The sequence below is a fragment of the Mycobacteriales bacterium genome, from assembly GCA_035690485.1.
Taxonomy (GTDB): domain Bacteria; phylum Actinomycetota; class Actinomycetes; order JAFAQI01; family DASSKL01; genus DASSKL01.
Genome location: DASSKL010000091.1, coordinates 51,595 through 77,813, shown reverse-complemented (window position 1 = coordinate 77,813; position 26,219 = coordinate 51,595). Strand labels below are relative to the sequence as shown.

The 26,219-nt window shown below is 73.4% G+C and carries 21 protein-coding genes; 8 read left to right on the top strand and 13 right to left on the bottom strand.

The annotated features are described in order from the left end of the window. The 6 genes from VFJ21_13880 to VFJ21_13855 all read right to left on the bottom strand — a co-directional run. A partial coding sequence (locus tag VFJ21_13880) for an alkaline phosphatase family protein (protein HET7408209.1) occupies positions 1–1,472 on the bottom strand: 1,472 nt, incomplete at its 3' end. A gap of 133 nt (positions 1,473–1,605) precedes the next feature. Continuing rightward, positions 1,606–1,770 carry a hypothetical protein gene (locus VFJ21_13875; GenBank protein HET7408208.1) on the bottom strand — a complete coding sequence of 55 codons (165 nt, stop codon included), beginning with the start codon at positions 1,768–1,770 and terminating at the stop codon, positions 1,606–1,608. A 176-nt stretch (positions 1,771–1,946) separates the two neighbouring features. Then, the gene (locus VFJ21_13870) at positions 1,947–2,231 is read right to left on the bottom strand and encodes a WhiB family transcriptional regulator (GenBank protein HET7408207.1); all 285 of its coding nucleotides are present in this window, start codon (positions 2,229–2,231) and stop codon (positions 1,947–1,949) included. 180 nt (positions 2,232–2,411) lie between these two features. Further along, complete coding sequence (locus tag VFJ21_13865; protein HET7408206.1) at positions 2,412–2,648, bottom strand: hypothetical protein; 237 nt, start codon at positions 2,646–2,648, stop codon at positions 2,412–2,414. A 138-nt stretch (positions 2,649–2,786) separates the two neighbouring features. Continuing rightward, entirely contained in the window at positions 2,787–3,689 is a 903-nt protein-coding gene (gene tesB / locus VFJ21_13860) for an acyl-CoA thioesterase II (GenBank protein ID HET7408205.1), read from the bottom strand. Positions 3,690–3,723: 34 nt separating this feature from the next. Next, positions 3,724–5,796, bottom strand: coding sequence for an ATP-dependent DNA helicase UvrD2 (locus VFJ21_13855; GenBank protein ID HET7408204.1), 2,073 nt, complete (start codon positions 5,794–5,796; stop codon positions 3,724–3,726). Between the two features lie 98 nt (positions 5,797–5,894). On the opposite strand from VFJ21_13855, the gene VFJ21_13850 reads away from it, so the two are divergent. The 5 genes from VFJ21_13850 (at position 5,895) to VFJ21_13830 (ending at position 10,836) form a co-directional block, all read left to right on the top strand. After that, the gene (locus tag VFJ21_13850) at positions 5,895–6,155 is read left to right on the top strand and encodes a mycoredoxin (protein HET7408203.1); all 261 of its coding nucleotides are present in this window, start codon (positions 5,895–5,897) and stop codon (positions 6,153–6,155) included. An 86-nt stretch (positions 6,156–6,241) separates the two neighbouring features. Next, the gene (locus VFJ21_13845) at positions 6,242–8,521 is read left to right on the top strand and encodes a xanthine dehydrogenase family protein molybdopterin-binding subunit (protein ID HET7408202.1); all 2,280 of its coding nucleotides are present in this window, start codon (positions 6,242–6,244) and stop codon (positions 8,519–8,521) included. Next, on the top strand, positions 8,518–8,982 hold the full coding sequence (locus VFJ21_13840; GenBank protein HET7408201.1) for a (2Fe-2S)-binding protein: 465 nt from the start codon (positions 8,518–8,520) through the stop codon (positions 8,980–8,982). Before VFJ21_13845 ends, VFJ21_13840 begins: the two co-directional genes overlap by 4 nt. After that, complete coding sequence (locus tag VFJ21_13835) at positions 8,979–9,803, top strand: xanthine dehydrogenase family protein subunit M (GenBank protein HET7408200.1); 825 nt, start codon at positions 8,979–8,981, stop codon at positions 9,801–9,803. Before VFJ21_13840 ends, VFJ21_13835 begins: the two co-directional genes overlap by 4 nt. Positions 9,804–10,047: 244 nt before the next feature. After that, the gene (locus VFJ21_13830) at positions 10,048–10,836 is read left to right on the top strand and encodes a hypothetical protein (GenBank protein ID HET7408199.1); all 789 of its coding nucleotides are present in this window, start codon (positions 10,048–10,050) and stop codon (positions 10,834–10,836) included. 356 nt (positions 10,837–11,192) lie between these two features. Here the strand turns inward: VFJ21_13830 and VFJ21_13825 are convergent, their stop codons facing one another. Further along, entirely contained in the window at positions 11,193–12,758 is a 1,566-nt protein-coding gene (locus VFJ21_13825; protein ID HET7408198.1) for a carboxyl transferase domain-containing protein, read from the bottom strand. Between the two features lie 70 nt (positions 12,759–12,828). Between VFJ21_13825 and VFJ21_13820 the strand changes: the two genes are divergently transcribed. Both VFJ21_13820 and VFJ21_13815 read left to right on the top strand, forming a co-directional pair. Beyond that, complete coding sequence (locus VFJ21_13820; protein HET7408197.1) at positions 12,829–13,605, top strand: TIGR03084 family metal-binding protein; 777 nt, start codon at positions 12,829–12,831, stop codon at positions 13,603–13,605. 49 nt (positions 13,606–13,654) lie between these two features. Continuing rightward, the gene (locus tag VFJ21_13815) at positions 13,655–14,671 is read left to right on the top strand and encodes a GGDEF domain-containing protein (protein HET7408196.1); all 1,017 of its coding nucleotides are present in this window, start codon (positions 13,655–13,657) and stop codon (positions 14,669–14,671) included. Between the two features lie 36 nt (positions 14,672–14,707). On the opposite strand, the gene nudC is transcribed toward VFJ21_13815, so the two are convergent. Both nudC and VFJ21_13805 read right to left on the bottom strand, forming a co-directional pair. Then, the gene (gene nudC / locus VFJ21_13810) at positions 14,708–15,565 is read right to left on the bottom strand and encodes an NAD(+) diphosphatase (protein HET7408195.1); all 858 of its coding nucleotides are present in this window, start codon (positions 15,563–15,565) and stop codon (positions 14,708–14,710) included. After that, positions 15,562–16,953, bottom strand: a complete 1,392-nt coding sequence (locus VFJ21_13805; GenBank protein ID HET7408194.1) for a dipeptidase — start codon at positions 16,951–16,953, stop codon at positions 15,562–15,564. The genes nudC and VFJ21_13805 overlap by 4 nt, the downstream gene beginning before the upstream one ends. A 90-nt stretch (positions 16,954–17,043) precedes the next feature. On the opposite strand from VFJ21_13805, the gene VFJ21_13800 reads away from it, so the two are divergent. Then, positions 17,044–18,183: a CapA family protein gene (locus VFJ21_13800; protein ID HET7408193.1), complete on the top strand. Its 1,140-nt coding sequence runs from the start codon at positions 17,044–17,046 to the stop codon at positions 18,181–18,183. Here VFJ21_13800 and VFJ21_13795 read toward each other — a convergent pair. From VFJ21_13795 to moeZ, 4 genes are all read right to left on the bottom strand, one after another. Next, entirely contained in the window at positions 18,163–21,438 is a 3,276-nt protein-coding gene (locus tag VFJ21_13795; GenBank protein ID HET7408192.1) for an ATP-dependent DNA helicase, read from the bottom strand. The two genes, VFJ21_13800 and VFJ21_13795, sit on opposite strands and share 21 nt — an antisense overlap. After that, positions 21,435–24,581, bottom strand: coding sequence for an ATP-dependent DNA helicase (locus VFJ21_13790; GenBank protein ID HET7408191.1), 3,147 nt, complete (start codon positions 24,579–24,581; stop codon positions 21,435–21,437). The genes VFJ21_13795 and VFJ21_13790 overlap by 4 nt, the downstream gene beginning before the upstream one ends. Before the next feature lie 71 nt (positions 24,582–24,652). After that, positions 24,653–24,940: an MGMT family protein gene (locus VFJ21_13785; protein ID HET7408190.1), complete on the bottom strand. Its 288-nt coding sequence runs from the start codon at positions 24,938–24,940 to the stop codon at positions 24,653–24,655. Positions 24,941–24,995: 55 nt separating this feature from the next. Then, complete coding sequence (gene moeZ / locus VFJ21_13780; protein ID HET7408189.1) at positions 24,996–26,168, bottom strand: adenylyltransferase/sulfurtransferase MoeZ; 1,173 nt, start codon at positions 26,166–26,168, stop codon at positions 24,996–24,998. Positions 26,169–26,219: the final 51 nt, after the last annotated feature.

The following is a 26,219-nucleotide window of genomic DNA, read 5'->3' as shown; positions in this document are numbered from 1 at the left end:
CCCAGGTAGATGAAGCCGTAGGCCTCGTCGCGGAAGGGAACTCCGGCCTCGCGCAGTGCTTCGTCCCAGTCGCCCGTGCACGCCGGGTCGGCACCCTCGGACCCGTGGTCGGCGGTCAGCAGGAACGTCACCTGGTCCGTGATGCCAAGCGAGTCCAGGTGCGCGAGAAACGCCCCCAGTCGCCGGTCGGCGTCGCGCATCGAGTCGTGCGCGATGTCCGAGTGCGGGCCGCCTTCGTGGTGACCGGTGTCGGTGTTCATGCTGTTCCACCACATCAGCCGCGGTGCGGACTCCGGCGACTCCCACAGCGACAGCACCTGCTGCAGCCCGATCGCGTCGACCTGACTGCCGAACGCGTAGTTGCGGTTGCGCACGTGCGCCTGGGTCGTGTGCGGATCCTCACGCGGGTTCGGGAGCGCCGAGTCCATCGACGCCGCACCGTCGCTCGACCCGCCGCCGCGGATGAGGGCGAACGTCGAGTAGTCGGCACCCCGGTCGACGGGCTCGTCGACGCAGGCGGTCTGCACGTCGACCATCTCGAAGACCGTGCGTACGCCGTCGCGCAGCAGGCCCGTCGCGAGATGCCAGGTCTTCTGCTCGTTGGCATGGATCGTCTCGCTGCGCACGCGGTCGTAGTAGGAGTTGTTGACGATGCCGTGCCGGCCCGGCCCGACGCCGGTCAGCGCGCACGTGTGGTTCACGAGCGTGACGCTCGGGAACTCCGCGATCGCGCCGCCGGCCAGCACGCAGCCCTGCGACAGCAGCCGTGCGACCGCCGGCAGGTCGCCGGACTCCGCCAAAGCGGTCAGGCTGTTGGAGTTGACGCCGTCCCAGAGAAGGCCGACCACGTAGCCGCCGGTCGGCGTGACGAGGTCGACCAACGCAGAACCGTCGAGGTCGGCCAGCGACGACAGCGACGCGCCGGCCAACCACGCCAACGTGGGGGCGACGTCGACGACGCGTGCTGCCGTCTGGAGCACACCACGCTCCCTGACGCCCGCGCCGGACAGCAGCAGCGGCGCGCGGGACTGCACCACAGCGAGCGACCCGTGCTCGCCCAGGTGCCCGCCCCGCTCCGGCCAGTGGTGCGCACCCGTGTGCACGACGGCAAGGTCCGGTGCACGCGGGTCATCGAACAGCGATGCCAGCCGCTGCCACGCGAAGGGGTAGGAATTTCCTTCGGCAGCAGCGAATTCCGCGGGCAGCGGTGTGAAGGCCAGCGGATCCTGGCGCGCCACCGGGTCGGCCCCGGCCAGCACCTCCACCGACGACGGCGCGTTGCGCGCCGCCCGCGACCGGCCGGCCGCGTTGGCGACGTACAGATGGTCACCGTCGGCCCACGCCACCAGTTCCACGATGCGCGCGAGCGCCGGATCGGTGAGAACGTCCAACGCCCGCTCGCGCAGGCCGGCCAGTTCGTCAGGCGAACCCGTGCCCACGGCAGTGTCGAAGGTCCGGTCGGACAGCGGCATGCGGCGAACCCTAGCGAGAAGCGTGCGCGACGGCGCTCATCCGACGACAGACGGCGCTGCCCCGGCACTCATCCTGGAGGAGAGCGCCGGGGCAGCGGGGCGACCCGAGTGCGCGGCCGAGGTGGCCGCCGCACTACCGCGGGGCGAGCACCGCACGCCAGCTGCGATGTGCAGCGGCCGCGCGGCGTTGCCGACGCCGGGTCGCGCGCAGGCGCGCGAGCATGCGTGCTCGCTGCGCCTCCAGCTCGCGGTCACGCATGCGTTCGCGCGCGAGCTGTTCGGTCATGACGCTGAACATGTCGGACTCCTGATGTTCGGGCCGTGGGTCGCACGGCTCGGACGAGGGACGGCATACGCCGGGGTCGACCGGCGTCGCCGAAGCAGTGGGCTGTGGGGAGCCGCCCGCTTCCCGGCTGGGACAACTCCCCACAGCCCGGTCATCCGGCCGCGTCAGGACGCGGCCGTGGGCTGCGCTCACGCGGCGACGGCGTCCTTGCGGGGCCGGCCCCGTGGCCGCTTGCGCGGGACGATCGAGCCGCGCTCGAAGTACTCCCCACCCCAGACGCCCCACGGCTCCCGCCGCTCGAGGGCACCCGCGAGGCAGCTCAGCCGGATGGGGCAGTCCAGGCACATGGCCTTGGCCCGCTCGACGTCGGCCGGCGACTCGGCGAAGAACAGGTCGGGGTCGGCTCCCCAACAGGGGAGCTCCAGGTCGACCCGCTCTTCCTCGACGAACGGTTCGGACAGACAGGGCTGCATCGGGGTCACACCTCCTCGTGGGACAGATGCGTCGCTGGGCTCGTGGCCCGGGTCACGCTGGTGGTCGGTGGAGTCGGAGAGACAGGGCTCGAAGGGACGGGGACGGAGGACCGGCAAACAAAAAGGCCGCGGATCCCGGTCGGGGTTCCGCGGCCCTGGAGGCTGCCGGTCGTTTGGCTGTCAAACCGGCGGGCTCCAGGCACGGGACCCCCACACGTCGTTGTCCTTGGCGGCGGCCGTAGCGCTCGCGACAAACGCGATCGCGCGGGCGCGGAGGACGGTCGGGTAACCCGGAATCGGGCACGTGCCGCCGCTGGACATACCGGTCCCCTGGAGACCGGCGCCGACGCCCACACCGGCATGCTGCGAAGGCATGCAGGCGGGCGCCACGACGGCAGCGAGCGTGCTGCTCAGCATCGGGCACCTCCTCCGGCCATCGCAGGCCTCCTCGGGCGTGGGCGCACGGACGACGGCACGTCGTACGGCGTGATCCGCACGATAAAGGTCACCGGCGCAGGGCGCAACGGATTAATCGGGTGGCGGGTCCGACTCGCATCAGCGGCGCGAGCGCACGAGCCGCATCAACCCTTCCTGCACGACCGACACGATCAGCTGCCCCTCGCGGTCGTAGATCAGGCCACGGGCCAGCCCGCGCGCGCCGTACGCCGACGGGCTCTCCTGCACGTAGAGAAACCACTCGTCCGCCCGGAACGGCCGGTGGAACCACATCGCGTGGTCGAGGCTCGCCCCGCGCAGCTGCTCCCACGACACCTCGTGCGGCAGCATGATCGAGTCGAGCAGCGTCATGTCGCTGGCGTAGGTCAGGGCGCAGACGTGCACGAGCTCCTCGTCGGGCAGCCGCCCGTCGGCCCGCATCCACACCATCTGCTGCGGGTGTCCCTTGCCGGACAGCCGCGCGATCCACGGCGGGTCGTCGACGTGGCGTACGTCGATCGGCCGCGGCCGCAGCACGAAGTCGGGGACCTTCTCGGCGTAGGCCTTCATCCGCTCGGCCATGGTCGGCAGCGACTCGGGGTCGGGCGCGGGCGGCGCGTCCCACTCGTGGTCGAGCCCCTCCTCGCGCACCTGGAACGACGCCGACAGGTTGAAGATCGCCTCGCCGTGCTGCACGGCGACGACCCGCCGGGTCGTGAACGACCGACCGTCGCGCAGCCGGTCAACGGTGTAGACGATCGGCACCGCCGGGTCACCGGGCCGCAGGAAGTAGGCGTGCAAGGAGTGCACCGGCCGGTCGATCGGCACGGTGCGTCCGGCCGCGACCAGCGCCTGCCCGGCCACCTGCCCGCCGAACACCCGCTGCTGCCGCTCCTCCGGGCTGCGCCCGCGGAAGATGTTGACCTCGATCTGCTCGAGGTCGAGCAGGTCGACGAGCTCGTCGAGCGGCGTGCGCATGAGCGGGGATTCTGCCGCAACCACGTCGGTCCCTCGCAGCGCCATCCAGCGACGCTCTCGCGTCGCGGTCCGCCGGTGATCAGGGCGGGGGAACATCCGCGACCAGGGCGAGCACCTCGTCGCCGTAGTCCTCGATCTTGCGCGGGCCAATCCCGGAGATGGCGGCCAGCGCCTCGACCGTGGCCGGCCGGATCTCGGCGATCGCCGTGAGCGTCGCGTCGGTGAACACCACGAAAGCCGGCATGCTGCCCGCCCGGGCGCGCTCGAGTCGCCAGGCGCGCAGCCGGTCGAAGAGCGCCTCGTCGAGCGTCGACGGGCAGCCCGCGCACCGGCCGAGCTTGCGCTCGACCGTGGACGACAACGGACGCTGGCAGACCCGGCAACGCGCCGGCCCGCGGCGCTGCTTGGCCCGACCCGGCGCGCGGGCCGGGGCGGCCGACGACGACGCCGGCCGCAACCCGTCGAGAAATCGCGACGGCGACCGGGAGCCACGTCCGCCCGGCGACCGGGACAGCGCCCACGACAGCCGCAGGTGCCGGCGGGCGCGGGTGATGCCCACGTACAGCAGCCGTCGCTCCTCCTCCACCTGCTCGGCCGAGACCGCGTGCTGGATCGGGACGGTCCCGTCGACCAGCCCGACGAGGAACACGGCGTCCCACTCCAGGCCCTTGGCGGCGTGCATCGACGCGAGCGTCACACCCTCGACCTGAGGCGCGTGCTGCGCGGCGGCGCGGGCCTCGAGCTCGGCGACGAAAGCCGCCAGGTCGGCGGTCGGTTCGGCGGCCAGCAGCTCCTCGGCCAGCCCGAGCAGCGCGCGCACCGACTCCCACCGCTCCCGCGCGGCGCCTGACCCGGCCGGCGGCTCGGGTGTCCAGCCCGCGGCGGCCAGCACGTGAGTGACGTCGTGGACCAGACCTGCCGGAGCGGCATCCTCGGGCGAGCGCGCCGCGCCGCGCAGCAGCACGATTGCCTGGCGCACCTCCGGCCGGTCGAAGAACCGCTCGCCGCCGCGCAGCACGTAGGGCACGCCGGCCGCGGCCATCGCCTGCTCGTAGACCTCCGACTGGGCGTTGACCCGGAAGAGCACCGCGATCTCGCGCGCGGGCACGCCCGACGCGATCAGCCGCTGGCACTCGGCGGTCACCGCAGCGGCCTCGGCGGGCTCGTCGGCGTGCTCGGCGTAGGCCGGCTCCGGTCCGTCGGGCTGCTGGGCCAACAGCTGCAGCCCGCTCGCCGGGCCGAGCAGCCGGTTGGCCAGTGCCACCACCTGCGGGGTCGAGCGGTAGTCGCGCACCAGCCGCACCGTGGTCGCGTCGGGGTAGCGGCGCGGGAAGTCCAACAGGTACGACGCGGAGGCCCCGGTGAACGAGTAGATGGTCTGGTTGGCGTCGCCCACCACACAGATGTCGGTGCGGTCACCGAGCCAGCCCTCGAGCAGCCGTTGCTGCAACGGGTTGACGTCCTGGAACTCGTCGACGACGAAGTGCCGGTAGCGCGCCCGCACCTCGGCCGCGATGTCGCGATGGTCCTCGATCGCCGCGGCGGTCAGCAGCAGGAGATCCTCGAAGTCGAGCAGCCCCTCGGCCTGCTTCACGTCCTCGTAGGCCGCATAGACCTTCGCGACCTCCTCGGCCGCGACCGGCGGGTCCCGGCGCGCCCGCGCCGCCGCGACCGGGTAGCCGTCGGGGCCGGCGAGCGTCGCCTTCGCCCACTCGATCTCGCTGGTCAGGTCACGGAGCACCGGCCCGCGGGCCGGCACTCGGCTGCGGCCGGCCGCGGTGGCGACCACCCGCAGCTTCGTCTCGAGCAGCCGGGGGAAGCCGCCGCCGACCAGGCGCGGCCAGAAGTACTTGAGCTGACGCAGCGCGGCGGCGTGAAAGGTGTGCGCCTGCACGCCGGCCACGCCGAGCAGCCGCAGCCGGCTGCGCATCTCGCTGGCCGCACGGGTCGTGAACGTCACCGCGAGGACCTGCTGGGGCGGCATCGCGCCGGTCAACGCGCCGTAGGCGATCCGGTGGGTGATCGCGCGGGTCTTGCCGGTGCCGGCGCCGGCCAGCACGCACACCGGGCCGCGCACGGCTTCCGCGACCGCGCGCTGCTCGGGGTCGAGCGCCTCGAGGACGCCTTCGGGAGTGGCCGGCACGACGGCCATCCTCGCAGCCGGCTGCGACACCGGCGGCACTCCGGGAAGCCCCCGGCAGGTCCGATAGTTGTGCAGATAGAACATCGGCGTACGACGAGAGGATCGGCATGTCGGGGCAGGCACCACAGCGCGTGACGATGTACAGCACCCCGTGGTGCGGCTACTGCACGCGGCTCAAGCGGATGCTCGACCGCGAGGGCATTGCCTACGACGACGTCGACATCGAGCAGGACCCCGAGGCCGCCGACTACGTGATGTCGGTCAATGGCGGCAACCAGACGGTACCGACAGTCGTCTTCCCCGACGGCACCGCGATGACCAACCCGTCGTTCGCCGAGGTCGTCGACCGGCTGCGCGCCACCGCCTGAGCCTCCCGGGCGCCGACGGACCTGACGGGACCCTCCGGTGTGGCGGTACTCACACCGATAGGGCAGGATCGCGCCTCGTGAGTGTCATGGGCACACGAGTGCTCCGCACGGAGGACCCGAAGTTCCTCACCGTCGGAGGCACCTACGTCGACGACCTGCGTGACGAACGACTGACCGGAGCCGCGTGGGTCACCTACGTGCGTTCCGCGGTCGCGCACGCCAAGATCACCGGTATCGATGCCGAGGAGGCACGCCGGGCACCCGGCGTCCTCGCCGTCATCACCGGTGCCGACCTCCCGCTGCCGCCGATCCCGCCGCAATTCGGCATGAACCCCGGCTTCGCCAAGCCGTGGCTCGCGACCGACGTCGTGCGCTACGTCGGCGAGCCGGTCGCGGCGGTGATCACCGAGCAGCGCTACCAGGGCGAGGACGCGGCCGAGCTCGTGGTCGTTGACTACGACGCCCTCGACCCGCTGGTCGACCCGCGACAGTCGGCCACGGACCAGCAGCTGCTGTTCCCCGACGCCGGCACCAACATCGCAGCGGCGTTCGCCATCGGCGACGTCGACGGCGACATGTTCGACGGCTGCGAGGTCGTCGTACGCCAGGACGTCGTCAACAGCCGGGTCGCGCCCGCGCCGCTGGAAGTGCGCGGCACGGCGTGCGCCTGGGGCGACGACGGCCGGCTCACCATCTGGACGTCCACGCAGAACCCGCACGCCGCGCGCGACGCCATCGCGGCGTCCTGCGGCGTCGAGCCGGCCCAGGTGCACCTCATCACGCCGGACGTCGGCGGCGGCTTCGGCGCGAAGATCGGCACCTCACCGGAGGACATCCTCGTCGCGATCCTCGCCAAGTCGCTCGACCGGCCGCTGCGCTGGACCGAGAACCGCAGCGAGAACATGCAGGCGATGGGCCACGGCCGCGCCCAGCACCAGAAGATCACCATCGGGGGCAGCCGCGACGGCAAAGTCACGGCCTACGCCCTCGAGGTCGTGCAGGACGCCGGCGCCTACCCGAACCTCGGCGCGTTCCTGCCGTTCTTCACGCAGATGATGGCGCCGGGCGTCTACGACATCCCGAACATCGCCTACAAGAGCGTCTCGGTCGTCACCAACACCTGCCACACGCTGGCCTACCGCGGCGCCGGCCGGCCCGAGGCGACCGCTGCCATCGAGCGGGCGATCGACTGCTTCGCCGCCGAGATCGCCATGGACCCGGCGGACGTACGACGGAAGAACTTCATCGCCAAGGACGCCTTCCCGCACATGACGCCCACGGGCGCCAACTACGACTCCGGCGACTACGCGGGCGCCCTCGACAAGGTGCTGGCCGCGGCCGGTTACGACGACCTACGGGCGGAGCAGAAGCGGCGGCGTGACAGCGGCGCGCAGAAGCAGCTCGGCATCGGCGTCTCCGCCTACGTCGAGATCACCAACGGCGCCGGACCGTTCGACGAGCTGGCCCGGGTCGAGGTGCACCCCAGCGGCGACGTCACCGTCTGGACCGGCACCTCGCCACACGGCCAGGGCCACGCGACGAGCTGGGCGATGCTCGCCTCCGACGAGCTCGGCATCCCGGTGGAGCGCATCACGGTCAAGCACGGCGACACCGACGAGGTGGCGACCGGCGGCGGCACGATGGGCTCGCGGTCGCTGCAGGCCGGCGGCGTCGCGGTGCACGAGGTCGCGGTGCTCACCGTCGAGCGGGCCAAGTCGGTGGCTGCCGACCTGCTGGAGGCGGCCGAGGGGGACATCCAGCTGGACAAGGACCGGGGCGTCTTCCACGTGGCCGGCTCTCCCGACGAGGTGAAGTCGTGGCCGGAGGTTGCGGCTGCGGCCGCCGCGAAGGAAGGCACCGAGCGCGGCCTGGTCGTCGAGGGTTCCTTCACGGCGCAGGGCGCGACGTTCCCGTTCGGCGCGCACCTGGCGGTCGTCGAGGTCGACACCGGCACCGGTCGGGTCGACCTGACGCGCGTCGTGAGCGTCGACGACGCGGGCAAGATCGTGAACCCGATCGCCGCCGAGGGTCAGCGCCACGGCGGCATCGCGCAGGGTGCTGCGCAGGCGCTGCTCGAGGAGATGCGCTACGACCCCGACGGCAACCCCGTGACCGGCAACTTCGCCGACTACGGGTTCATCACCGCCGACCTGCTGCCGAGCTTCGAGCTGGTCGACATGGCCACCCCCACCACGGTCAACCCCCTCGGCGTGAAAGGCATCGGCGAGTCGGGCACGATCGGCGCCACGCCCGCGGTGCAGAACGCCGTGATCGACGCCGTGGCGCACCTCGGCATCCGGCACATCGACATGCCCACCACCTCGGAGAAGGTGTGGCGGGCGATCCAGGAAGGAGCGGCCCGGTGAAGGTGTCGTTGACGGTCAACGGCCAGCGCCGTGAGGCCGACGTGGAGGACAGGACGCTGCTCATCCACTTCCTGCGCGACCAGCTCGACCTGACCGGTGCCAACGTCGGTTGCGACACCACGTCGTGCGGCGCGTGCACGGTGCTGGTCGACGGCGAGTCGGTCAAGTCGTGCACGGTGCTGACGGCCTCGGCCGACGGCAGCGACATCACGACGATCGAGGGACTGTCACCCGCCGGGCAGCTCGACCACCCCGTGCAGAAGGCATTCCGCGAGAAGCACGGTCTGCAGTGCGGGTTCTGCACGCCGGGCATGGTCATGGCGGCCATCTCGCTCCTCGAGGAAAACCCGCATCCCACGGAGGAAGAGGTGCGCTCCGGGCTGGAGGGCAACCTCTGCCGCTGCACCGGCTACCACAACATCGTGGCCGCGGTGCTCTCCGCAGCGGAGGCCGGCAAGTGATCCCCGCGCCGTTCGCCTACCGCCGCGCCGGTTCCGCCGACGAGGCGCTGTCGCTGCTCGCCGAGCTCGGCGACGAGGCCAAGCTGCTCGCCGGTGGACAGTCGCTGCTGCCGCTGATGAAGCTGCGGCTCGCAACCCCCGAGACCCTGATCGACGTACGCCGCATCGCCGAGCTCTCCTACGTCCGCGAGGACGGCGACACCGTGGCGATCGGCGCACTGACCCGCCACGCCGACCTGCACGCCAACGACGTCGCCGGCCGGGCGGTGCCGATGCTCGCCCACGTCGCCGGTCTCGTCGGCGACCCGCAGATCCGCCACCGCGGCACGATCGGCGGCTCGTGCGCGCACGCCGACCCGTCGGCCGACCTGCCGACGGCACTGCTGGCGATGAATGCCTCCTTCGTGCTCCGCGGACCGTCGGGCGAGCGAACCGTGCCGGCCACGGAGTTCTTCACCGGCTTCCTGGAGACCGTGCTCGAGCCCGACGAGATGCTCGTCGAGGTGCGCGTACCCAAGTCGCCGGGCGGCTGGGCCTACCAGAAGTTCACCCGGCGAGCCATCGACTGGGCGACCGTCGCGGTCGCCGTCCAGCGCAGCGACGGCGCGACCGGGGTCGCGCTGGCCAACATGGGCGCCACGCCGCTGCGGGCAGCTGCGGTCGAGTCGGCCCTGTCCTCGGGTTCGTCCGCCGCCGACGCCGCGGCGCACGCCGACGAGGGCACCGAGCCAGGGAGTGACGTCACGGCGAGCGCGGAGTACCGTCGCCACCTGGCCCGGGTGCTGACCGAGCGTGCGCTCGCCGAGGCGAGCAGCCGCTGAGGTCACCGGCCGGGCCACTTCCCCCGAAGTCCGCCGGCTGGCGCGTCGTACGCCGCGCTTCGCCTGCCCACGAGCGTCCGGGCCCGTCCCCCCTCGGGCCCGGACACCCCTGAGACCGCGCCCCCACCGGGCGCGGTTTCGCTGTCGGGGCGCCGTTCAGGAAACCCTCAGGTTCTTCTCAGTCAATGCTCAGGGTGCTCGACCACTCTTCGTGCACTGATCGAGCACTCGCTGAGGAGGAACCATGCGTGCTCTCACCGGCACCAGACGGCTGGCGACCTGGGCCACCGTCGGCATCTTCGGCGCCGGCGCGGCCACCGGGGCGATCCTGTCCCAGACCGGTCTGGCCAGCGCCGACTCGCCGAGCACCACCACGACCAACCCACCGGCTGCGGGCAAGCCGGGGCCGCGGCACCCGGGCCTCGGCGCCCTCGCCCGGGCGGAGTACGGCACCGTCACGGTCTGGGGGAAGGACAACAAGGACCACACCGTGCAGTTCCAGCGGGGCACCGGCACCGTCTCGGGTGACGAGATCACGGTGGTGAGCAAGGACGGGCACTCGCAGTCCTACACGCCCGACGCCAACACCAAGATCCGGCTCGACGGCAAGGCCGCGTCGCTGTCCCAGCTCAACGGCAAGCAGGTCCGCGTCCTGGTCGTGGACGGCGTCCTCAAGGAGATCGCGAGCGGGACCGCTCCGCGTCCCGGTCGCCAGCACATGACGGTGGTCACGGGCACTCTGTCGGGCGTCAACGGCAGCACGTTCACGGTCGACCGCAAGACCTACACCCTCGCCCGCAAGTCAGTCGTCTTCAAGGACGGCCAGCCCTCGACGCTGTCGGCGCTGAGCGGCCAGACGGTGCACGTGCTGATCGGCCCGGCCGGCAAGGTTCGAGCGGTCTACGAGGGCAAGCCGCCGCGCCCGCCGCGCGACCTGGGTCCCATGGGTCGAATGGGTCCGGGCGGCCCCGGCGGGATGGGCGGGCCCGGCGGGATGGGCAACCAGGCACCCGCGCCGACACAGACCAGCTGACGGAAACCCTCCCCCTGGAAATCGGGTGGGGGCGGCACCCTGCACCGCCCCCACCCGCGCGGCCCCGGCCCTCTGAACTGCCCCCGCCCACGCGGCCCAGGCCCCCTGAACTGCCCCCACCCACGCACCCCGGCCCTCTGAACTGCCCCCACCCACGCGGCCCAGGCCCCCTGAACTGCCCCCACCCGCGCGGCCCCGGCCCCCTGTCTTCGGCTCGGCTCTGAACGGCCGGCCAGCACCGCGAAGTGGATCACCAAAGTCGAGTTGTGGGCATGGGAACCGGACAATTCCGGCGTGACAGCAACCGTTTCTCCACTTTAGTGATCAACTTCTGCGGTCTCGGCTGCTAGCGGACGTCAGGGACGCATCGCGCGGGCGCTCGGCCCGAGGGTCGAGGTGGCGAGGACGTCGTAGGCCCCGCGCACCCAGTCGACCAGCAGCGGCCGGGTGTCCGCGGGGTCGACGATCTCCTCGACCAGGAAGGCCTCGGCGGTCCGGAACGGCGAGCGGACCGCCTCGAGCTGCTCGGCGATCTCGGCCTTGCGGCGTTCGCCCTCCTCGCCGGCTTCCGCGATGACCCGCTTGAACGCGACCTCGAGCCCACCCTCGATCGGCAGCGAGCCCCAGTCCCCCGACGGCCAGGCCACCCGATAGGTCCAGCGGTGCGCGGGCCGGTGGGCCGCACCCGCGACCCCGTAGACCCGGCGCAGCAGCACACTGGCCCAGGGCACGCTCGACTGGTAGACCGCGGCCAGCGCACGTGACCCGCGCCGGATCGTCGCCGCCTTCTCCGCGGCGGTGCCGATGACGAAGCCGGGCTGGTCGACCAGGTGCACGACCGGCAGGTGGAACGTGTCGGCCAGGTCGACGAACCGAGTCATCTTGTCGCTGCCCTCGGCGGTCAGCCCGCCGCCGTAGACGCGGGGGTCGCTCGCCAGCACCGCGACGGGCCAGCCGTCGAGCCGGGCCAGCGCGGTGACGGTCGAGGGGGCGTAGCGGCGACCGAGCTCGATGACGCTGCCGGCGTCGAAGACAGTGGAGAGGATCGCGCGGACGTCGTAGGGCGAGCGTCGCTCCCGCGGGATGGCGTCGCGCAGCGCCTCGTCCCGCCTCCCCGCGTCGTCCGTGACCGGGCCGCGCGCGGGCAGGTGCCAGACGCTGCGCGGCAGGTAGGTCAGCAGTCGACGGGTGAGCGCAAACGCGTCGTCCTCGGAGTCGACCACCAGGTCGACGCTGCCGGCTCTGGCGGTGAGCTCCCAGCCGCCGAGGCCTTCCTTGTCGACCAGCTCACGCATGCCGGCCTCGACGACGGCTGGGCCCGCGACGAAGACCTGGCTGATCTCCTTGACCATCAAGGAGATGTGGCTCGTCACCAGCCGTGCAGCACCCAGACCGGCGACGGGTCCGAGCGCCAGGGCGACGACCGGCACCGCGGCCAGGTTGGCGACGACGTGCTCCCAACCCGGGTTCTCCGGAACGTAGGTGCGGCCGTGGTCGGCGAGCGACTTCACGCTGCCGCCGCCGCCGGTGCCGTCGATGAGCCGCACGATCGGCACCCGCAGCGCGAGCGCCGCCTGCTCCATCCGCACCTGCTTGGCGTGGATCGCCGCGTCGGCCGCGCCCCCGCGCACGGTGAAGTCGTCACCGCAGACCACGACCCGCTCGCCGCCGACCCGGCCCTGGCCGGTGACCATGTTCGCCGGGGTGACGCCGGCGAGGGCACCGTGCTCGTCGTACGCCGCGACGCCGGTGAACGTGCCGACCTCCTGCCACGAGCCGGGGTCGACCAGCCGGTCGATGCGCTCGCGCACCGTCAGCCGGCCGTTGTCGTGCTGGCGGGCGACGCGCTCCTCGCCGCCCATGCCGTGCGCGAACGCGCGGCGCCGCTCGATCTCCGCCAGCTCCTCGTCCCACGTCGCCATGGCTCGCAGTCTGCCGCGCCACCGAGGCAGTGCCGAGGCCGGCGCCCGCGGACGCCTCTAGGCTCGCGCCATGGCCGACCTGCACTCGCTGCTCGAGGACCTGCGCGCGGAGATGACCGACCTCGACCGGATCGTCGCGGCGGCCGACGACCTGCAGCGGCCGACGCCGGCCGAGGGCTGGACCATCCACGACACGGTCGGGCACCTGGCGTTCTTCGACCGGGAGTCGGTGCTGGCCATCACCGACCCGGAAGCGTTCACCGCGAAGGTGGCGGCGATGGACCCCGCCACCTTCATGGACGACGCGGTCGCGGAGATGCGCGCGCGGTCGGCCGCCGAGCTGCTGGAGCTGTGGCGCGCCGGCCGCGACCGCGAGCTGGCCGCGCTGGGGCAGGCCGACCCGAAGGCACGGCTGCCGTGGTACGGCCCGCCGATGAACCCGCTGTCGTTCGCGACCGCGCGGCTCATGGAGTACTGGGCGCACGGCCAGGACGTCGCCGACGCCCTCGGCGTACGCCGCGAGCCGACCGACCGGCTGCGTCACATCTGCCATCTCGGCGTGCGCACCCGCGGGTTCGCCTATGCCAACCGCGGGCTGCCCGCGCCCGAGGGCGAGGTCTACGTCGAGGTCACGTCACCGGGCGGCGACACGTGGTCCTGGGGCGATCCCGAAGCCGCCGATCGCGTCACGGGGACGGCCGAGCACTTCGCGCTGCTCGTCACCCAGCGACGTCACCGCGACGACCTCGACCTCGACGTCATCGGCCCGCTCGCCGAGGAGTGGGTGTGCATCGCCCAGGCTTTCGCCGGCCCACCCGGACCGGGTCGCCCGCCGCTGCGCGGCTAGCCGTCTCAAAATCCTTCACGCGCGTCCCGTTCGTGCCGATACACCCCCTATGACGCGTGACGCATCCGGCCTGCTCTGCCGCCGGCCGGGCGCGGTCGGGGTCGGCGGGCCGATGCCCGACGTGCTCGGCTACCAGCGCCAGGGGCACGTCGCGCTCGCGATCATGTTCCTCGTCGGGGCGACGCTCGGGCTCCTCGTGCTCGCCGTGCCGCACGGCCCGGGCATCGACGTGCCGCGCGAAGCGGTCATCTGCGCGCTCGGCTACCCGTGCGCGGCGCTGCTGCTCGTCGCCGGCAACCGGCTGCCCGGCTGGAGCCACCACGCGATGCTCGACGCGGGCATCGTGATCGTCAGCATCGGGATCGCCCTCGGCCATCGGAGCACCACGTCGCTGGTCACGGCGTTCTTCTTCATCTGGGCGGCTCTCTACGCCTTCGCCTACTTCCGCTGGACGGTCGCGGCCGCGCACGTCGCCGGCGCCATCACGGCGTACGCCGTGGTCCTGTCAATCGACCCGCCGGCCGGCGCGCCCGCCGTCTACCTGCTCGTCTCCGGCACGACGATCACGGCGGGCATCGTCGTCGCACTCATGCGCCAGCAGCTGCTGCGGGTGGCTATCACCGACGAGCTCACCGGCCTGCCCAACCGGCACGCGTTCCGGCAGGCGCTCGCGATCGAGATAGCCCGCGCGGCCCGCACCCGCGAACCGCTGGCGGTCGCCCTTCTCGACATCGACGGGCTGAAGGGCGTCAACGACCGGCACGGGCACGCGGCCGGCGACGCGCTGCTGGTGGCCGCGGCGGCCGGGTGGCGGGGAGCGCTGCGCGGCAGCGACCTGCTCGTGCGCTACGGCGGCGACGAGTTCGCGCTGATCCTGCCGGGCGCGGCGACGGCCGAGGCGCACCGGGCGGTGCAGCGGCTGCAGGACGCGAACTCCTCCGTCTGCTTCTCCGCCGGCATCGCGACGCTGCAACCGGACGACAGCGAGGCGTCGCTGATCGTGCGGGCCGATGCGGCGCTCTACCAGGCCAAGCGCCGCGGCCGCCCGGAGTCGGTCCGCGGATAGCCGGCCGGCGGCCGACCGCAGTGTCAGGACCGCTCGTCACTCACCCAGCAGCCAGGAGTCGACGAGCCGCCGGGCGATCGACACCTCCGTCGGCAGCCGCAGGGTGCCGTCGCGCATCTCGTCGCGGCTCACCCAGCGCGCGTCCTCGATCTCCGCGGCCTGCAGGTGCAGTTCGCAGACGTCGGCGACCGCGGTGAACCCCAGCATCAGGCTGGCGGGGAACGGCCAGGGCTGGCTGCCCTCGTAGCGGACGTCGCGGACGGCGACGCCCACCTCTTCGAGCACCTCGCGGGCAACCGCTTGCTCGAGCGACTCGCCCGGCTCGACGAACCCGGCGAGGGTCGAGTAGAAGCCGGGCGGCCAGCTCGGCTGGCGGCCGAGCAACGCCCGGTCGCCGCCGTCGTGGACCAGCATGATGACGGCGGGGTCGGTGCGCGGGAAGTGGTCGCTGCCGTCGGCCGGGCAGCGCCGCGTGTAGCCGGCCTGCTCGATCTCCGTCGCGGTGCCGCAGCGCGGGCAGTGGGTGTGGGTCGCGTGCCAGTTGGCCAGCGCCACCGCCTGCACGAACATCCCGGCGTCGCGGTCGCCGAGCAGCGCGCCGACGTCGCGCAGACCTCCGGGGCGTACGCCGAGCCGCCGGGGCAGCTCACCGGACACCGCCCAGTAGACGACGCCCGCGGCGTCGATGCCGAGCAGGTGGCGCTCGCCGTCCTGCGGCGCCTCGGCGGGCGGCACGAGCACCAACGAGTCGCCGTCGACCAGCGTGCGCCGCTTGTCGTCGAGCACCAGCACCCGGCTGGCCGGGTCGGCCCACGCCTCGGCGAGCCAACCGGCGTCGGTGCGCCGCTCGGCGGCCCGGTCGAGGGTGGCTCGCGACAGCGCCGGCGGCTTCACGCCAGCGCCCCGGCGAGCTCGTCCCAGAGGTGCGCGACGGCTTCGGCACCGGTGAGCAGCATGGGCAGGACGACGCGTTCGTTGGGCGCGTGGATGCGGTCGTCGGGAAGGCCGACGCCGACGAAGACGACCGGCGCCCCGAGGATGTCCGCGAGGTCGGCCTCCGGCCCGCTGCCGCCCTCGCGGGTGTAGAGGATCTCCTTGCCGAACGCCTTGTGCATCGCACGGGTCGCGGCCTGCACGGCCGGGTGGTCGATCGGGGTCAGGCAGGGACGCACGCCGCCGCCGAAGAACTCCACGTGCGCGTCGATGCCGGGCGGCACGGCCCGGTCGACGTACGCCCGCATCGCCGCCTCCACCTCGGCCGGCTCCTGGTCGGCGACGAGCCGGAACGACACCTTCGCGTGCGCGTCGGTCGGGATGATCGTCTTCTGGCCGGGACCGGTGTAGCCGCCCCACAGGCCGTTGACCTCGCAGGTGGGACGGGCACCGATGCGCTCGAGCGTGGTGAACCCCGCCTCGCCGGTGGTCGCCCGGCTGGCGGCCGTGCGCAGGAACCCCGACTCGTCGAAGGGCAGCCGGGCCATGAGCTCGCGCTCGCGATCGGTGAGCGCGACGACGCGGTCGTAGAAGCCGGGCAGGGTGACCCGACCGCTGTCGTCGTGCAGGCCGGCGAGCAGGTGCGCGAGGGCGGTCGCCGGGTTGGGCACCGCGCCGCCGAACATGCCGGAGTGCAGGTCGACGTCCGGACCGTGCAGGTCGATCTGGCAGTAGGTCAGCCCGCGCATCCCCGTGCACATCGAGGGTGTCTCGCGGTCATGGATGCCGGTGTCGCTCACCACGACGACGTCGCAGTCGAGGCGATCGCGATGATCGCGCAGCAGCCGGGCGAAGTTCGGGGAGCCGAACTCCTCCTCCCCCTCGACGACGAACCGCAACGTGACCGGCGGCGCGGTGCGGCCGGTCGTCTCGAGCGCGGCGGCCAGCCCGAGGAAGTGGTAGAGCACCTGGCCCTTGTCGTCGATGGCGCCCCGCGCGAACAGCTCCTCGCCGCGAACGGTCGGCTCGAACGGCGGCGCCTCCCACAGCTCGAGCGGGTCGACCGGCTGCACGTCGTGATGGCCGTAGACGACGGCGGTGGGCGCGGCGGGGTCGTCGGCCGGCCACTCGGCGAACACCGCGGGCTGGCCCTCCGTCGGCCAGACCTCGACCGTCGGGAAGCCGGCCGCGCGGAACCGGCCGGCGAGCCAGTCGGCGGAGCGGCGGACGTCGTCGGCGTGGGCCGGGTCGGCCGAGATGCTCGGGATGCGCAGCCAGGCATCGAGGTCGTCGTACAGCGACTGGCGGTGGTCGGCGACATAGCGGCGTACGGCGTCGGTGTCGGTCACCCGGCCAGCCTAGGAGCGGCGCGCTGTGGCAGATGTCACCGAGTCGTTACGCGCTCGCCACCGAAATCGGCACGCGGGAGGCCGCCCGGCATGGCAGCGTGGGATCTCATGCGTCGCCGGTCACTTATCGCGCTGGGGCCGCTGGTGGTGGCCCTGGGGTGCGGCGGCGGTCACCAGCTCGCGGCCAGAGAGGTCGCCGACGCCGCGTCGCCGTCCGGGCTGCACGCGTCGCCGATCGCCGCACCCTCCTCCTCGGCTGCCGCTTCGGTCTCGCCGCCGGCCGCGCGGGACCTGCCGGCGATCACGCTGGCGTTCGGTGGCGACGTGCACTTCGAGGGCGCCAGCCGGGCGCGTCTCGCCGCTGACCCGGCGACCGCGCTGCAGCCGGTGGCCGGGGTGCTCTCGGCGGCCGACCTGGCGATCGTCAATCTCGAGACCGCCGTCACCGATCGCGGGACGGCGGCGCCGAAGCAGTACGTGTTCCGCGCACCCGCGACGACCTTCACGGCCCTGAAGGCGGCCGGGATCGACGTGGCGACCATGGCCAACAACCACGGCATGGACTACGGCGTGGTCGGGCTGCGCGACTCGCTCGCCGCCGCCCGGGCGGCGGGCTTCCCCGTGGTGGGCATCGGCGAGGACGAGGCGTCGGCGTACCGGCCCTACGTCGCCGACGTGCGTGGTGTCCGCGTCGCGGTCATCGGCGCGACCCAGGTGCTCGACGACCACCTCGTGCAGGCGTGGACGGCGGGCCCGGGCAAGCCGGGCCTCGCCTCGGCGAAGCGGGTCGAGCGCCTGCTGGCGGAGGTGCGCACCGCGCGGGCGCAGGCCGACGTGGTCGTGGTCGACGTGCACTACGGCACCGAGCGCGCGTCGTGCCCGACGGCGGCCCAGTCGTCGATCGCCCGGTCGCTGGTCGAGGCGGGCGCCGACGTGGTCGTCGGGTCGCACGCGCACGTGCTGCTCGGCGGCGGGTGGATGGGACAGGCCTACGTCGACTACGGGTTGGGCAACTTCGTCTTCTACTCCAGCGGCCATGGCCCGGGCACGCAGACCGGTGTGCTGACGCTGACCGTCCAGGGCCGGCACGTGCAGGCAGCGCACTGGACGCCGGCCCACATCGAGGGCGGAGTTCCCCGGCCGCTGAGCGGGCCGGCGGCCGTGGCGGCGCAGCAGAGGTGGTCGGACCTGCGCGGCTGCACCGGACTGTCAGCGGGCCCGGGTCGCTGACGCCTCCGGCAGGGTCGCGACCAGTGCGGCCAGACCCGAAGCGTCGAGCAGGTCGACGGGCTGCACGGTCTCGTTGCTGCGCACGTAGTGGAACGCCGCGCGCACCGTCGCGAGCGGCGCGCCGGTGAGCTCCGCCCATGCCAGGCGGTAGGCCGCCAGCTGCACCGCGGCGGACTCGGCCCGGGCGCCGGTCGGCCGGGCGCCGGTCTTCCAGTCGACGACGGTCCAGCCGCCGTCGGCGTCGCGGAACACCGCATCCATCCGCCCCCGCACCGGCACGCCGGCCAGCAGTGCCTCGAACGGCACCTCGACGTCGTAGGGCTCGCGGCCCCACCAGCTGCTGCGCTCGAACGCCTCCTGCAGCGCACGGAGGTCGTCGTCGACCACGTCACCGTCATCGGCCGACCCGGGCAGCTCCTCGATGTCGAGCAGCCGCTGCTGGCCGTAGCGCGTCTCCAGCCAGCGGTGGAACGCCGTGCCGCGACGGGCGACCTTTGCCGGCGGGCGAGGGACCGGTCGGCGCAGGTAGCGCGCCAGCTCGGCGGGGTCGCGGTGCAGGTCGACCAGCGTCGACACGCTGAGGGTGTCGGGGAGCGCGACCGGGACACGCCCGGGCGAGGTGAGCCGGGCCGACCGCTCGGCGAGGAGCAGGTCGGCGTCGCGCCGCCAACCGGCGATGACGTCGTCGTGGGCCGCACGGGCGGAGCTCGTTGGCTCGGGGGGGTCGGCCTCCCCGGGCACGCCGGCGAGTCGCCGTCGGGCCTGCGCGACGAGCCCCGCCGCCACCCGAGCGGCCGCCACCGAAGGACCGCTGGGCGCCACCGGCCAGGTGGCCTGGACCGGCTGCGCGTGCAGCGGGTTGCGGTCGTCGGCGGGGGCGTCTGCCCAGCAGGCGATCTCGCCGACCGGCGGGTCGGCGTCGAGCGCCTCGCGGATCTCCTGCAGGAACGCGCCCGGACCGAGCGGCGACTTGCCGTCGGACCACCAGAAGCCGCTGGCCAGCAGCAGCCGAGCGGCCCGGGTGACGGCGACGTAGGCGAGCCGACGCTCCTCCAGCTCGTCGCGGTCGGCGCACTCCTGTGCGAAGGCCTTCATGCCGGCCCCGTCGAGCGAGTCCAGTGCGGGCAGGTCTGCGGCGTCACCGCGCAGGGCGAACGGAACCAGCCGCGCGTTGTCGGTCCACTTCGTCGACTGCCGGGGCTTGGCCGGGAACAGCTGCGCCCGGTCACCGGCCGACAGCCCGGGCACGACGACGACGGGCCACTCCAGGCCCTTGGCCGCGTGGACCGTCATCAGCTTCACCGAGTCGGACGAGCCGACCCGGCCGGTCTCGAGACCGAACTCCTCCTCCTGCGCGGCCGCCAGGTAGGCGAGGAACCCGCGCAGCGTCGGCTCCTCCTCGTCACCGGCGAACTGGGCGGCCGCGTCGACGAACGCGTCGAGGTCGGCCAGCGCACTCGCCCGGTCGGCGCCGGGCCGGGCGGCTACCTCGACGTCGAGTCGCAGCGTGTGCGCCACGTCGGCGACCAGGTCGGGCAACGGCTGGTGCAGCCGGCCGCGCAGACTCCTCAGCTCGCCGCGCAGCGCGGTCAGCCGCCGGTAGCCCTCCTCGGAGTAGGCGGTGGCCGCCCCGAGGTCGTCGAGGGCGTCGACGAGGCTGCCTGCCTCGGTGTCGTCGAAGGACACGGCGGCGAGCACCGGGTCGTCTGGCTGCTGGGCCGGCTGCCCGTCGACGCCACGCGCCAGGGCCCGGGCACGACGGCCCAGGGCGACCAGGTCGCGCGGGCCGAGGCGCCAGCGCGGACCGACCAGCAGGCGGGCGAGCGCGTTGCCGGCCGCCGGATCGATGAGCACCCGGAGGGTGGCGACGACGTCGGCGACCTCGGCCACGGACAGCAGCCCCCCGAGACCGACGACCTCGACGGGGACCCCGCGGCGCTCCAGTGCCTCGCGCAGCACGGCGAACTGCGACCGCTTGCGGCAGAGCAGGGCCACGTCGGCCGGCCGGGTCTCACCGCCGGCGAGCAGGCCCGCGACCTGCTCGCCCACCCAGTCGGCCTCATCGAGCACGGTCGTGTGCAGTGCGCAGACGACCCGGCCCTGACCGCGACCGGCGTCGGCCGGGTCGAGCACCGGGACGTCGAGCCCCTCGGCACGCAGCGGCTCCGACAGCCGGTTGGCGACGGCGAGAATGTGCTCGCCGTTGCGGAAGCTCGTCGTCAGGTGCCGCACCGCGGCGAGCGAGCGGTCGGCCTGCGGGAAGTGCTCGGGGAAGCGCCGCAGCCCCGAGGCGCTGGCGCCGCGCCAACCGTAGATCGACTGGCAGGGGTCGCCGACGGCGGTCACCGGGTGGCCGTCGCCAAACAGCGAGGCGAGCAGCACCCGCTGGGCGTGGCCGGTGTCCTGGTACTCGTCGAGGAACACCGCGGCGTAGCGCGATCGCTCGATCTGGCCGACCGTCGGGTGGCGCGCCGCGATCACCGCGGCGTGCGCCACCTGGTCGCCGTAGTCCATGACCTCCTGCTGCCGCTTGACCTCGCCGTAGGCCTCGACCAGGGCCAGCAGCTGCCGACGGCCGCGGTCGGTCGTCGCGACCTTGCCGACGGCGGCTGCGACCTTGCCGGGCAACGCCTCGATCCGGGCACAGAGCCGAGTCCCGAAACCGGCGAGCGTCGCCGGCGCGACGAGGTGCTCGGCCATCTCGCCGGCGAGACCGAGGACGGCTTCGACGACGAAGGGAGGCGTCAGCGTCACCGCGTCCATCGGCCCGTCGTAGTCGGTGACCACCCGCGTGGCCAGCTGCCACTGCACCGCAGGCGTGATCAGGCGCGTCGAGGGCTCGAGGCCCTCGCGAAGGGCGTGGTCGGCGAACAGCCGAGCCGCGTAGGAGTGGTAGGTCGACACCGTCGGCTCGCCGGCGGCCGCCTCGTCGAGCAGGCCCTGGCTGTGCAGCACCGCGAGGCGATGCCGCACCCGGATCGACAGCTCCGCTGCCGCCTTGCGGGTGAAGGTCAGCCCGAGCACCTGCTCCGGCAGGACGAGGCCGTTGGCGACCAGCCACACCACCCGGGACGCCATCGTCGCGGTCTTGCCGGCGCCGGCCCCGGCGACGACGAGGCCCGGCGCGAGACCGGCACCGATGACGGCCGCCTGCTGCGGCGTCGGCGCCTCGACACCGAGGACCTCGGCCAGGTCCTCGGGGCTGAACCTCGGCACCGGCTCGAAGGCCAGCATCTCCTGCACCGAGGCGATCACGGAACGACCATCCGGCCGTCCGGCTGCGCCGGGCAGCAGGCCTTCACGGCGCACGAGCGGCAGCCGTCGCCGACGGTCGCGGTGAACGCCGCCGCACTCATGCCGGTCGCCACCTCGTCGAGCAGACCGACAACCCAGTCGGGATCGGGGTCATCCCCCAGTGGCGGCTGGGACTGCACCCGGGCACCGGAGGTGAGCGCCGACTTGCCGACTTGCACGAGCTCGGCGCCGCCCGGCTCGGTCGACGCCGCGATCTCCGCGAACGCCCCCAGGGCGACGGCGAGCTGGTAGACGCCGAGCTGCGGCTGGCGGCCGAGCTCCTCGTCGGACGGCCGGCGCGCGCCGGTCTTGAGATCGACGACGACGGGCCGCCCCGTGTCGTCGCACTCCAGCCGGTCGACCCGTCCGCTGACCCGCACCCGGCCTGACGAGATGTCGAAGGGCGCCTCGACGGCGACCAGGGTCCGGGCGTTGTCCCGGTGCCACGCCAGGAACGTGCGCAGCCACTGCACCGCCGTCTCGCGCTGCTTGCGCGAGAACCACCGGCCGCCCAGGTCGAGATGCGCCCAGACGTCGTCGAGCCGCGCGGTCAGCACGGTTTCGTCGGCCATCGCCGGATCTGCGGCGAGCGCAGCCAGCGCGTGGATGACATTGCCCATCCCCTGCGCCGCCCCGCTCGCGCCCGCGGCACCGGCGGCCCGCTCCAGCAACCACCGCAGGCCGCAGTCGACGAACCCCTCGACCTGGGACGGCGAGACCCGAACGGGCTCGTCGGGCCCGGCGAGCGGCCGGTCGTCGGACAGCTCGGTCAGGGCATACCAGTCGGCCGGATCGGCGCCGGGCACTCCGGCCTCGGCGAGCCGCGCCAACGTCTCGGCCGCTGCCGGGTGCCGGGTCGAGCGGGCCGGATCGCAGAGGGCCGACCGCAGCTCGGCGACCAGCGCCGGCAACGACAGGGGGCGGGGCGCGGGGGGCAGGGGCCCCTCGTCGTAGGCCGGGATCAGCTCGGCGAGGAAGCGCGACGGCCGCTCCTCGCTGTCGTCGCTGCCGCCGACGGCCGTGACGACGAGCCGCTCGCGCGCACGGGTGCAGGCGACGTAGAACAGCCGGCGCTCCTCGGCGAGCTGAACCCCGGCCAGCCCGGCACCGGAGACGTCGGTGCCGTTGACCATCTCCACCAGGGTCTCCGCCCCCAGCAGGGAGCCGCGCAACCGCAGGTCGGGCCAGACCCCCTCCTGAACGCCGGCGACGACGACCAGGTCCCACTCCAGCCCCTTGGACCGGTGCGCCGTGAGGATGCGCACGGCATCACCGGTGGGTGCACGCTCGGCGAGGGAGTCGGCGGGGATCTCCTGGGCTTGCAGATCGTCGAGGAACATCAACGGCGAGCTGTGCGGCAGCCGGTCGACGAAGCGGGCCGCCGCCTCGAACAGCGCGACCGCCGAGTCGAGCGCGCGATCGGCGCGCGCCGCCTCACCGCCGCCCGAGAGCGACCGGCTCTCCCACTGCTCCGACAACCCGGACGCCGACCACAGGGCCCAGAGGACGTCCTCGGCGTCGCCGCCCGCGGCCGCCGCCTCGCGCACGACGGCCAGCAGCCGGGCCACCCGGTCGGCGGGCGCGCGAACGAGTGGCCGCGCCGCGGCCAACCTGCGGGGGTCGTGCAGCGCCTCGACGAGCAGCCGGCCCGAGGGTGCCCGGCTGCCGTCGGCCTCCCGGAGCGCGCGCCGCAGCCGGCGCAGCTGCAGCGCATCGGCACCCCCCAGGGGGCCGGTCACCAGCTCCGCGGCGGTGCTCTCGTCGAGGCTCGCCGGGTCGAGCCCGACGCGCATGGCCTGCAGCAGCGGCCGCACCCCGGGCTCCGCGCCGAGCGGGATCTCGTCGCCGGCGACGACGACGGGGACGCCGGCGGCACCCAGCGCTCGGCGCAACACCGGGATCGAGCGGCCGGCCGCACGGACCAGCACCGCCATGCGCGACCACGGCACCCCGTCGAGCAGGTGCGCCCGGCGCAGCACGTCGGCGACCTGCGCCGCCTCACCGGCGACGCTGTCGGCCAGCCGCACCTCCACCTGCCCGGGGGCCCCGTCGACCGCCTTCAGGTCGCGGTGCAGCCGCCCGCCGGGCACCGCGGGCAACCGGTGCGCGAGCCGGCGCGACGCCGCGAGCAGCGCCGGGCCGCTGCGCCGGCAGTGCCGCAACGCCACCAGCGCGGCCTCCTGCCCGTCGGCAGTGCGGAACCGCTCGCGGAACCGGAGGACGCCCGTCACGTCGGCCCCACGAAAGCCGTAGATCGACTGGTCGGGGTCGCCGACCGCCACGAGGTCGCGGCCGCCACCGGCGAGCCGCTGAAGCAGCATCTCCTGGGCGGGGTCGCTGTCTTGGTACTCGTCGACGAAGACCGCCGCGCGGGCCGCCTGCTCGCGCGCCCGCACGTCGTGGTCACCGAGCAGCTGGGCCGCGCGGTGCACCAGCTCCGCATAGTCGTAGGCAGGCCCGGCCGGGTCGAGGTCGAAGCGGGCGGCGTATCGGCGCAGGAATGCCCCGGCCGCCACCCAGTCCTCCCGGCCGACGCGCCGGCCCAGGTCGATCAGCGCGTCGCCGTCGAGCCCGCGCTCCCGGGCGCGCAGCAGCAGGTCGCGCAGCTCGTCGGCGAACCCGCGGGTGAGCAGCACCGGACGCAGCCCCGCCGGCCAGTCACGCGCGCCGTCGTCGACGTCGCCGCGCAGCAACCGGCGGATCTCGAGCAGGTGCTCCGGCCCGGACAGCAGCCGCGGGACCGGCTCTCCCCGCTGCTGTGCCTCACGTCGCAGCAGGGCGAAGGCGTAGGAGTGGAACGTCATCGCGACCGGCTCGCGAGTGGTGCGGCCGAGTCGGCCGGTGATCCGCCGGCGCAGCTCACCGGCCGCCCTGCGGCTGAACGTCAGGACGAGCAGCTGCTCGGGGTCGAGCCCGCGCTCCTCGACTCGGTGCACCACGGCCTCGACCAGGGTGGTCGTCTTGCCGGTGCCCGGGCCGGCCAGCACCAGCAACGGGCCACCCGGGTGCTCCACGACCTGCCTCTGCTGCGGATCGAGCACGGGCGCCGTGACCACCGCGCGCGGTGGGCGCACGAGGACGTAGGACGCGGAGGGGCCGGGCACGGCCTCATTCGAGCACGCGCCACCGACACTTTCCGGCAGCTTCGGTCGGGTCCGTCCACACGGCCGACGCCCTAGGTCGAGCGGCCGTCCCACCGAGCGCGGCGCATGTCGACGCGGGTGCCATCCGCTGCCAGCGGTGCCCCGTCGGCCCGCAGCCGAGCCAGCTGCTCGTGCGACTTGTGCGGCGCCGGCGCACCGCTGGCCATCACCACCCGGTGCCAGGGCACCTCATCGCCATAGCGGTGCATCACCATGCCGACTGCGCGTGGGGCCCGGCTACCGACGTACTCCGCGACGTCGCCGTAGCTCATGACCCGCCCGGGCGGGATCGCGTCGACCGCGTCGAGCACCGCCCGCACGAACGCCGACTCGACGCCGGAAGCGACCCTGCAGCGAGGCGCCACCTGGGAGCCGCTAGTAGGTGGGAAGGGTCTTGTCGACCTGCGTGGCCCAGGCGGTGACGCCACCCTGCACGTGGGAGGCGTTGGCGAACCCGGCGTTCTTCAGCAGCGCCAGGGACTCCGCCGACCGCACGCCGGTCTTGCAGTAGAGCACCACCGGCTTGTCCTGCGGCAGCTCCGACAGCCGACCCGGCAGGTCGCCCTTGGGGATCAGCACCGCGCCCGGGATCCGCACGATGTCCCACTCGGCGGGTTCGCGGACGTCGACCAGCAGCAGGTCGTCACCACGGTCGACCATGTCCTTGAGCTCAGTCGCGGTGATCGTCGACCCGGCGGCGGCCTCGACGGCCTCGTCGGAGACCGTGCCGCAGAACGCCTCGTAGTCGATCAGCTCGGTGATCGTCGGGTTCTTGCCGCAGATCGGGCACTCGGGGTCCTTCTGCACCCGGACGCTGCGGTAGGTCATCTCGAGGGCGTCGTAGATCATCAGCCGGCCGACCAGCGGGTCGCCGATGCCGGTGATGACCTTGATCGCCTCGTTGACCTGGATCGAGCCGATCGACGCGCACAGCACGCCGAGGACGCCGCCCTCGGCGCACGACGGCACCATGCCGGGCGGCGGCGGCTCGGGGTAGAGGCAGCGGTAGCAGGGCCCGTAGTCCGCCCAGAAGACCGAGGCCTGCCCGTCGAAGCGGTAGATCGAGCCCCACACGTAGGGCTTGCCGAGCAGCACGCACGCGTCGTTGACCAGGTAGCGGGTGGCGAAGTTGTCGGTGCCGTCGATGATGAGGTCGTAGCCGGCGAAGATCTCCAGCGCGTTGCTGCTGTCGAGCCGCTCGGTGTGCAGGTTGACCTGCACCAGCGGGTTGATCTCGTGCACCGAGTCGCGGGCGCTCTCCGCCTTGAGCCGGCCGATGTCGCTCTGGCCGTGGATCACCTGGCGCTGCAGGTTGGACTCGTCGACCGTGTCGAAGTCGACGATGCCGAGCGTGCCGACGCCCGCGGCCGCGAGGTACATCAGCGCCGGCGCCCCCAGGCCACCCGCGCCCACGACGAGAACCTTGGCGTTCTTCAGCCGCTTCTGCCCCTCCATCCGGACGTCCGGGATGATCAGGTGCCGCGAGTAGCGACGCACCTCGTCGGGCGTCAACTCGGCGGCAGGTTCAACCAGCGGCGGCAGGCTCATTCGGTGCTCCAGCGTCGTACGAAGGCTTTCCAGCAGCGGCAACCGTGCGGC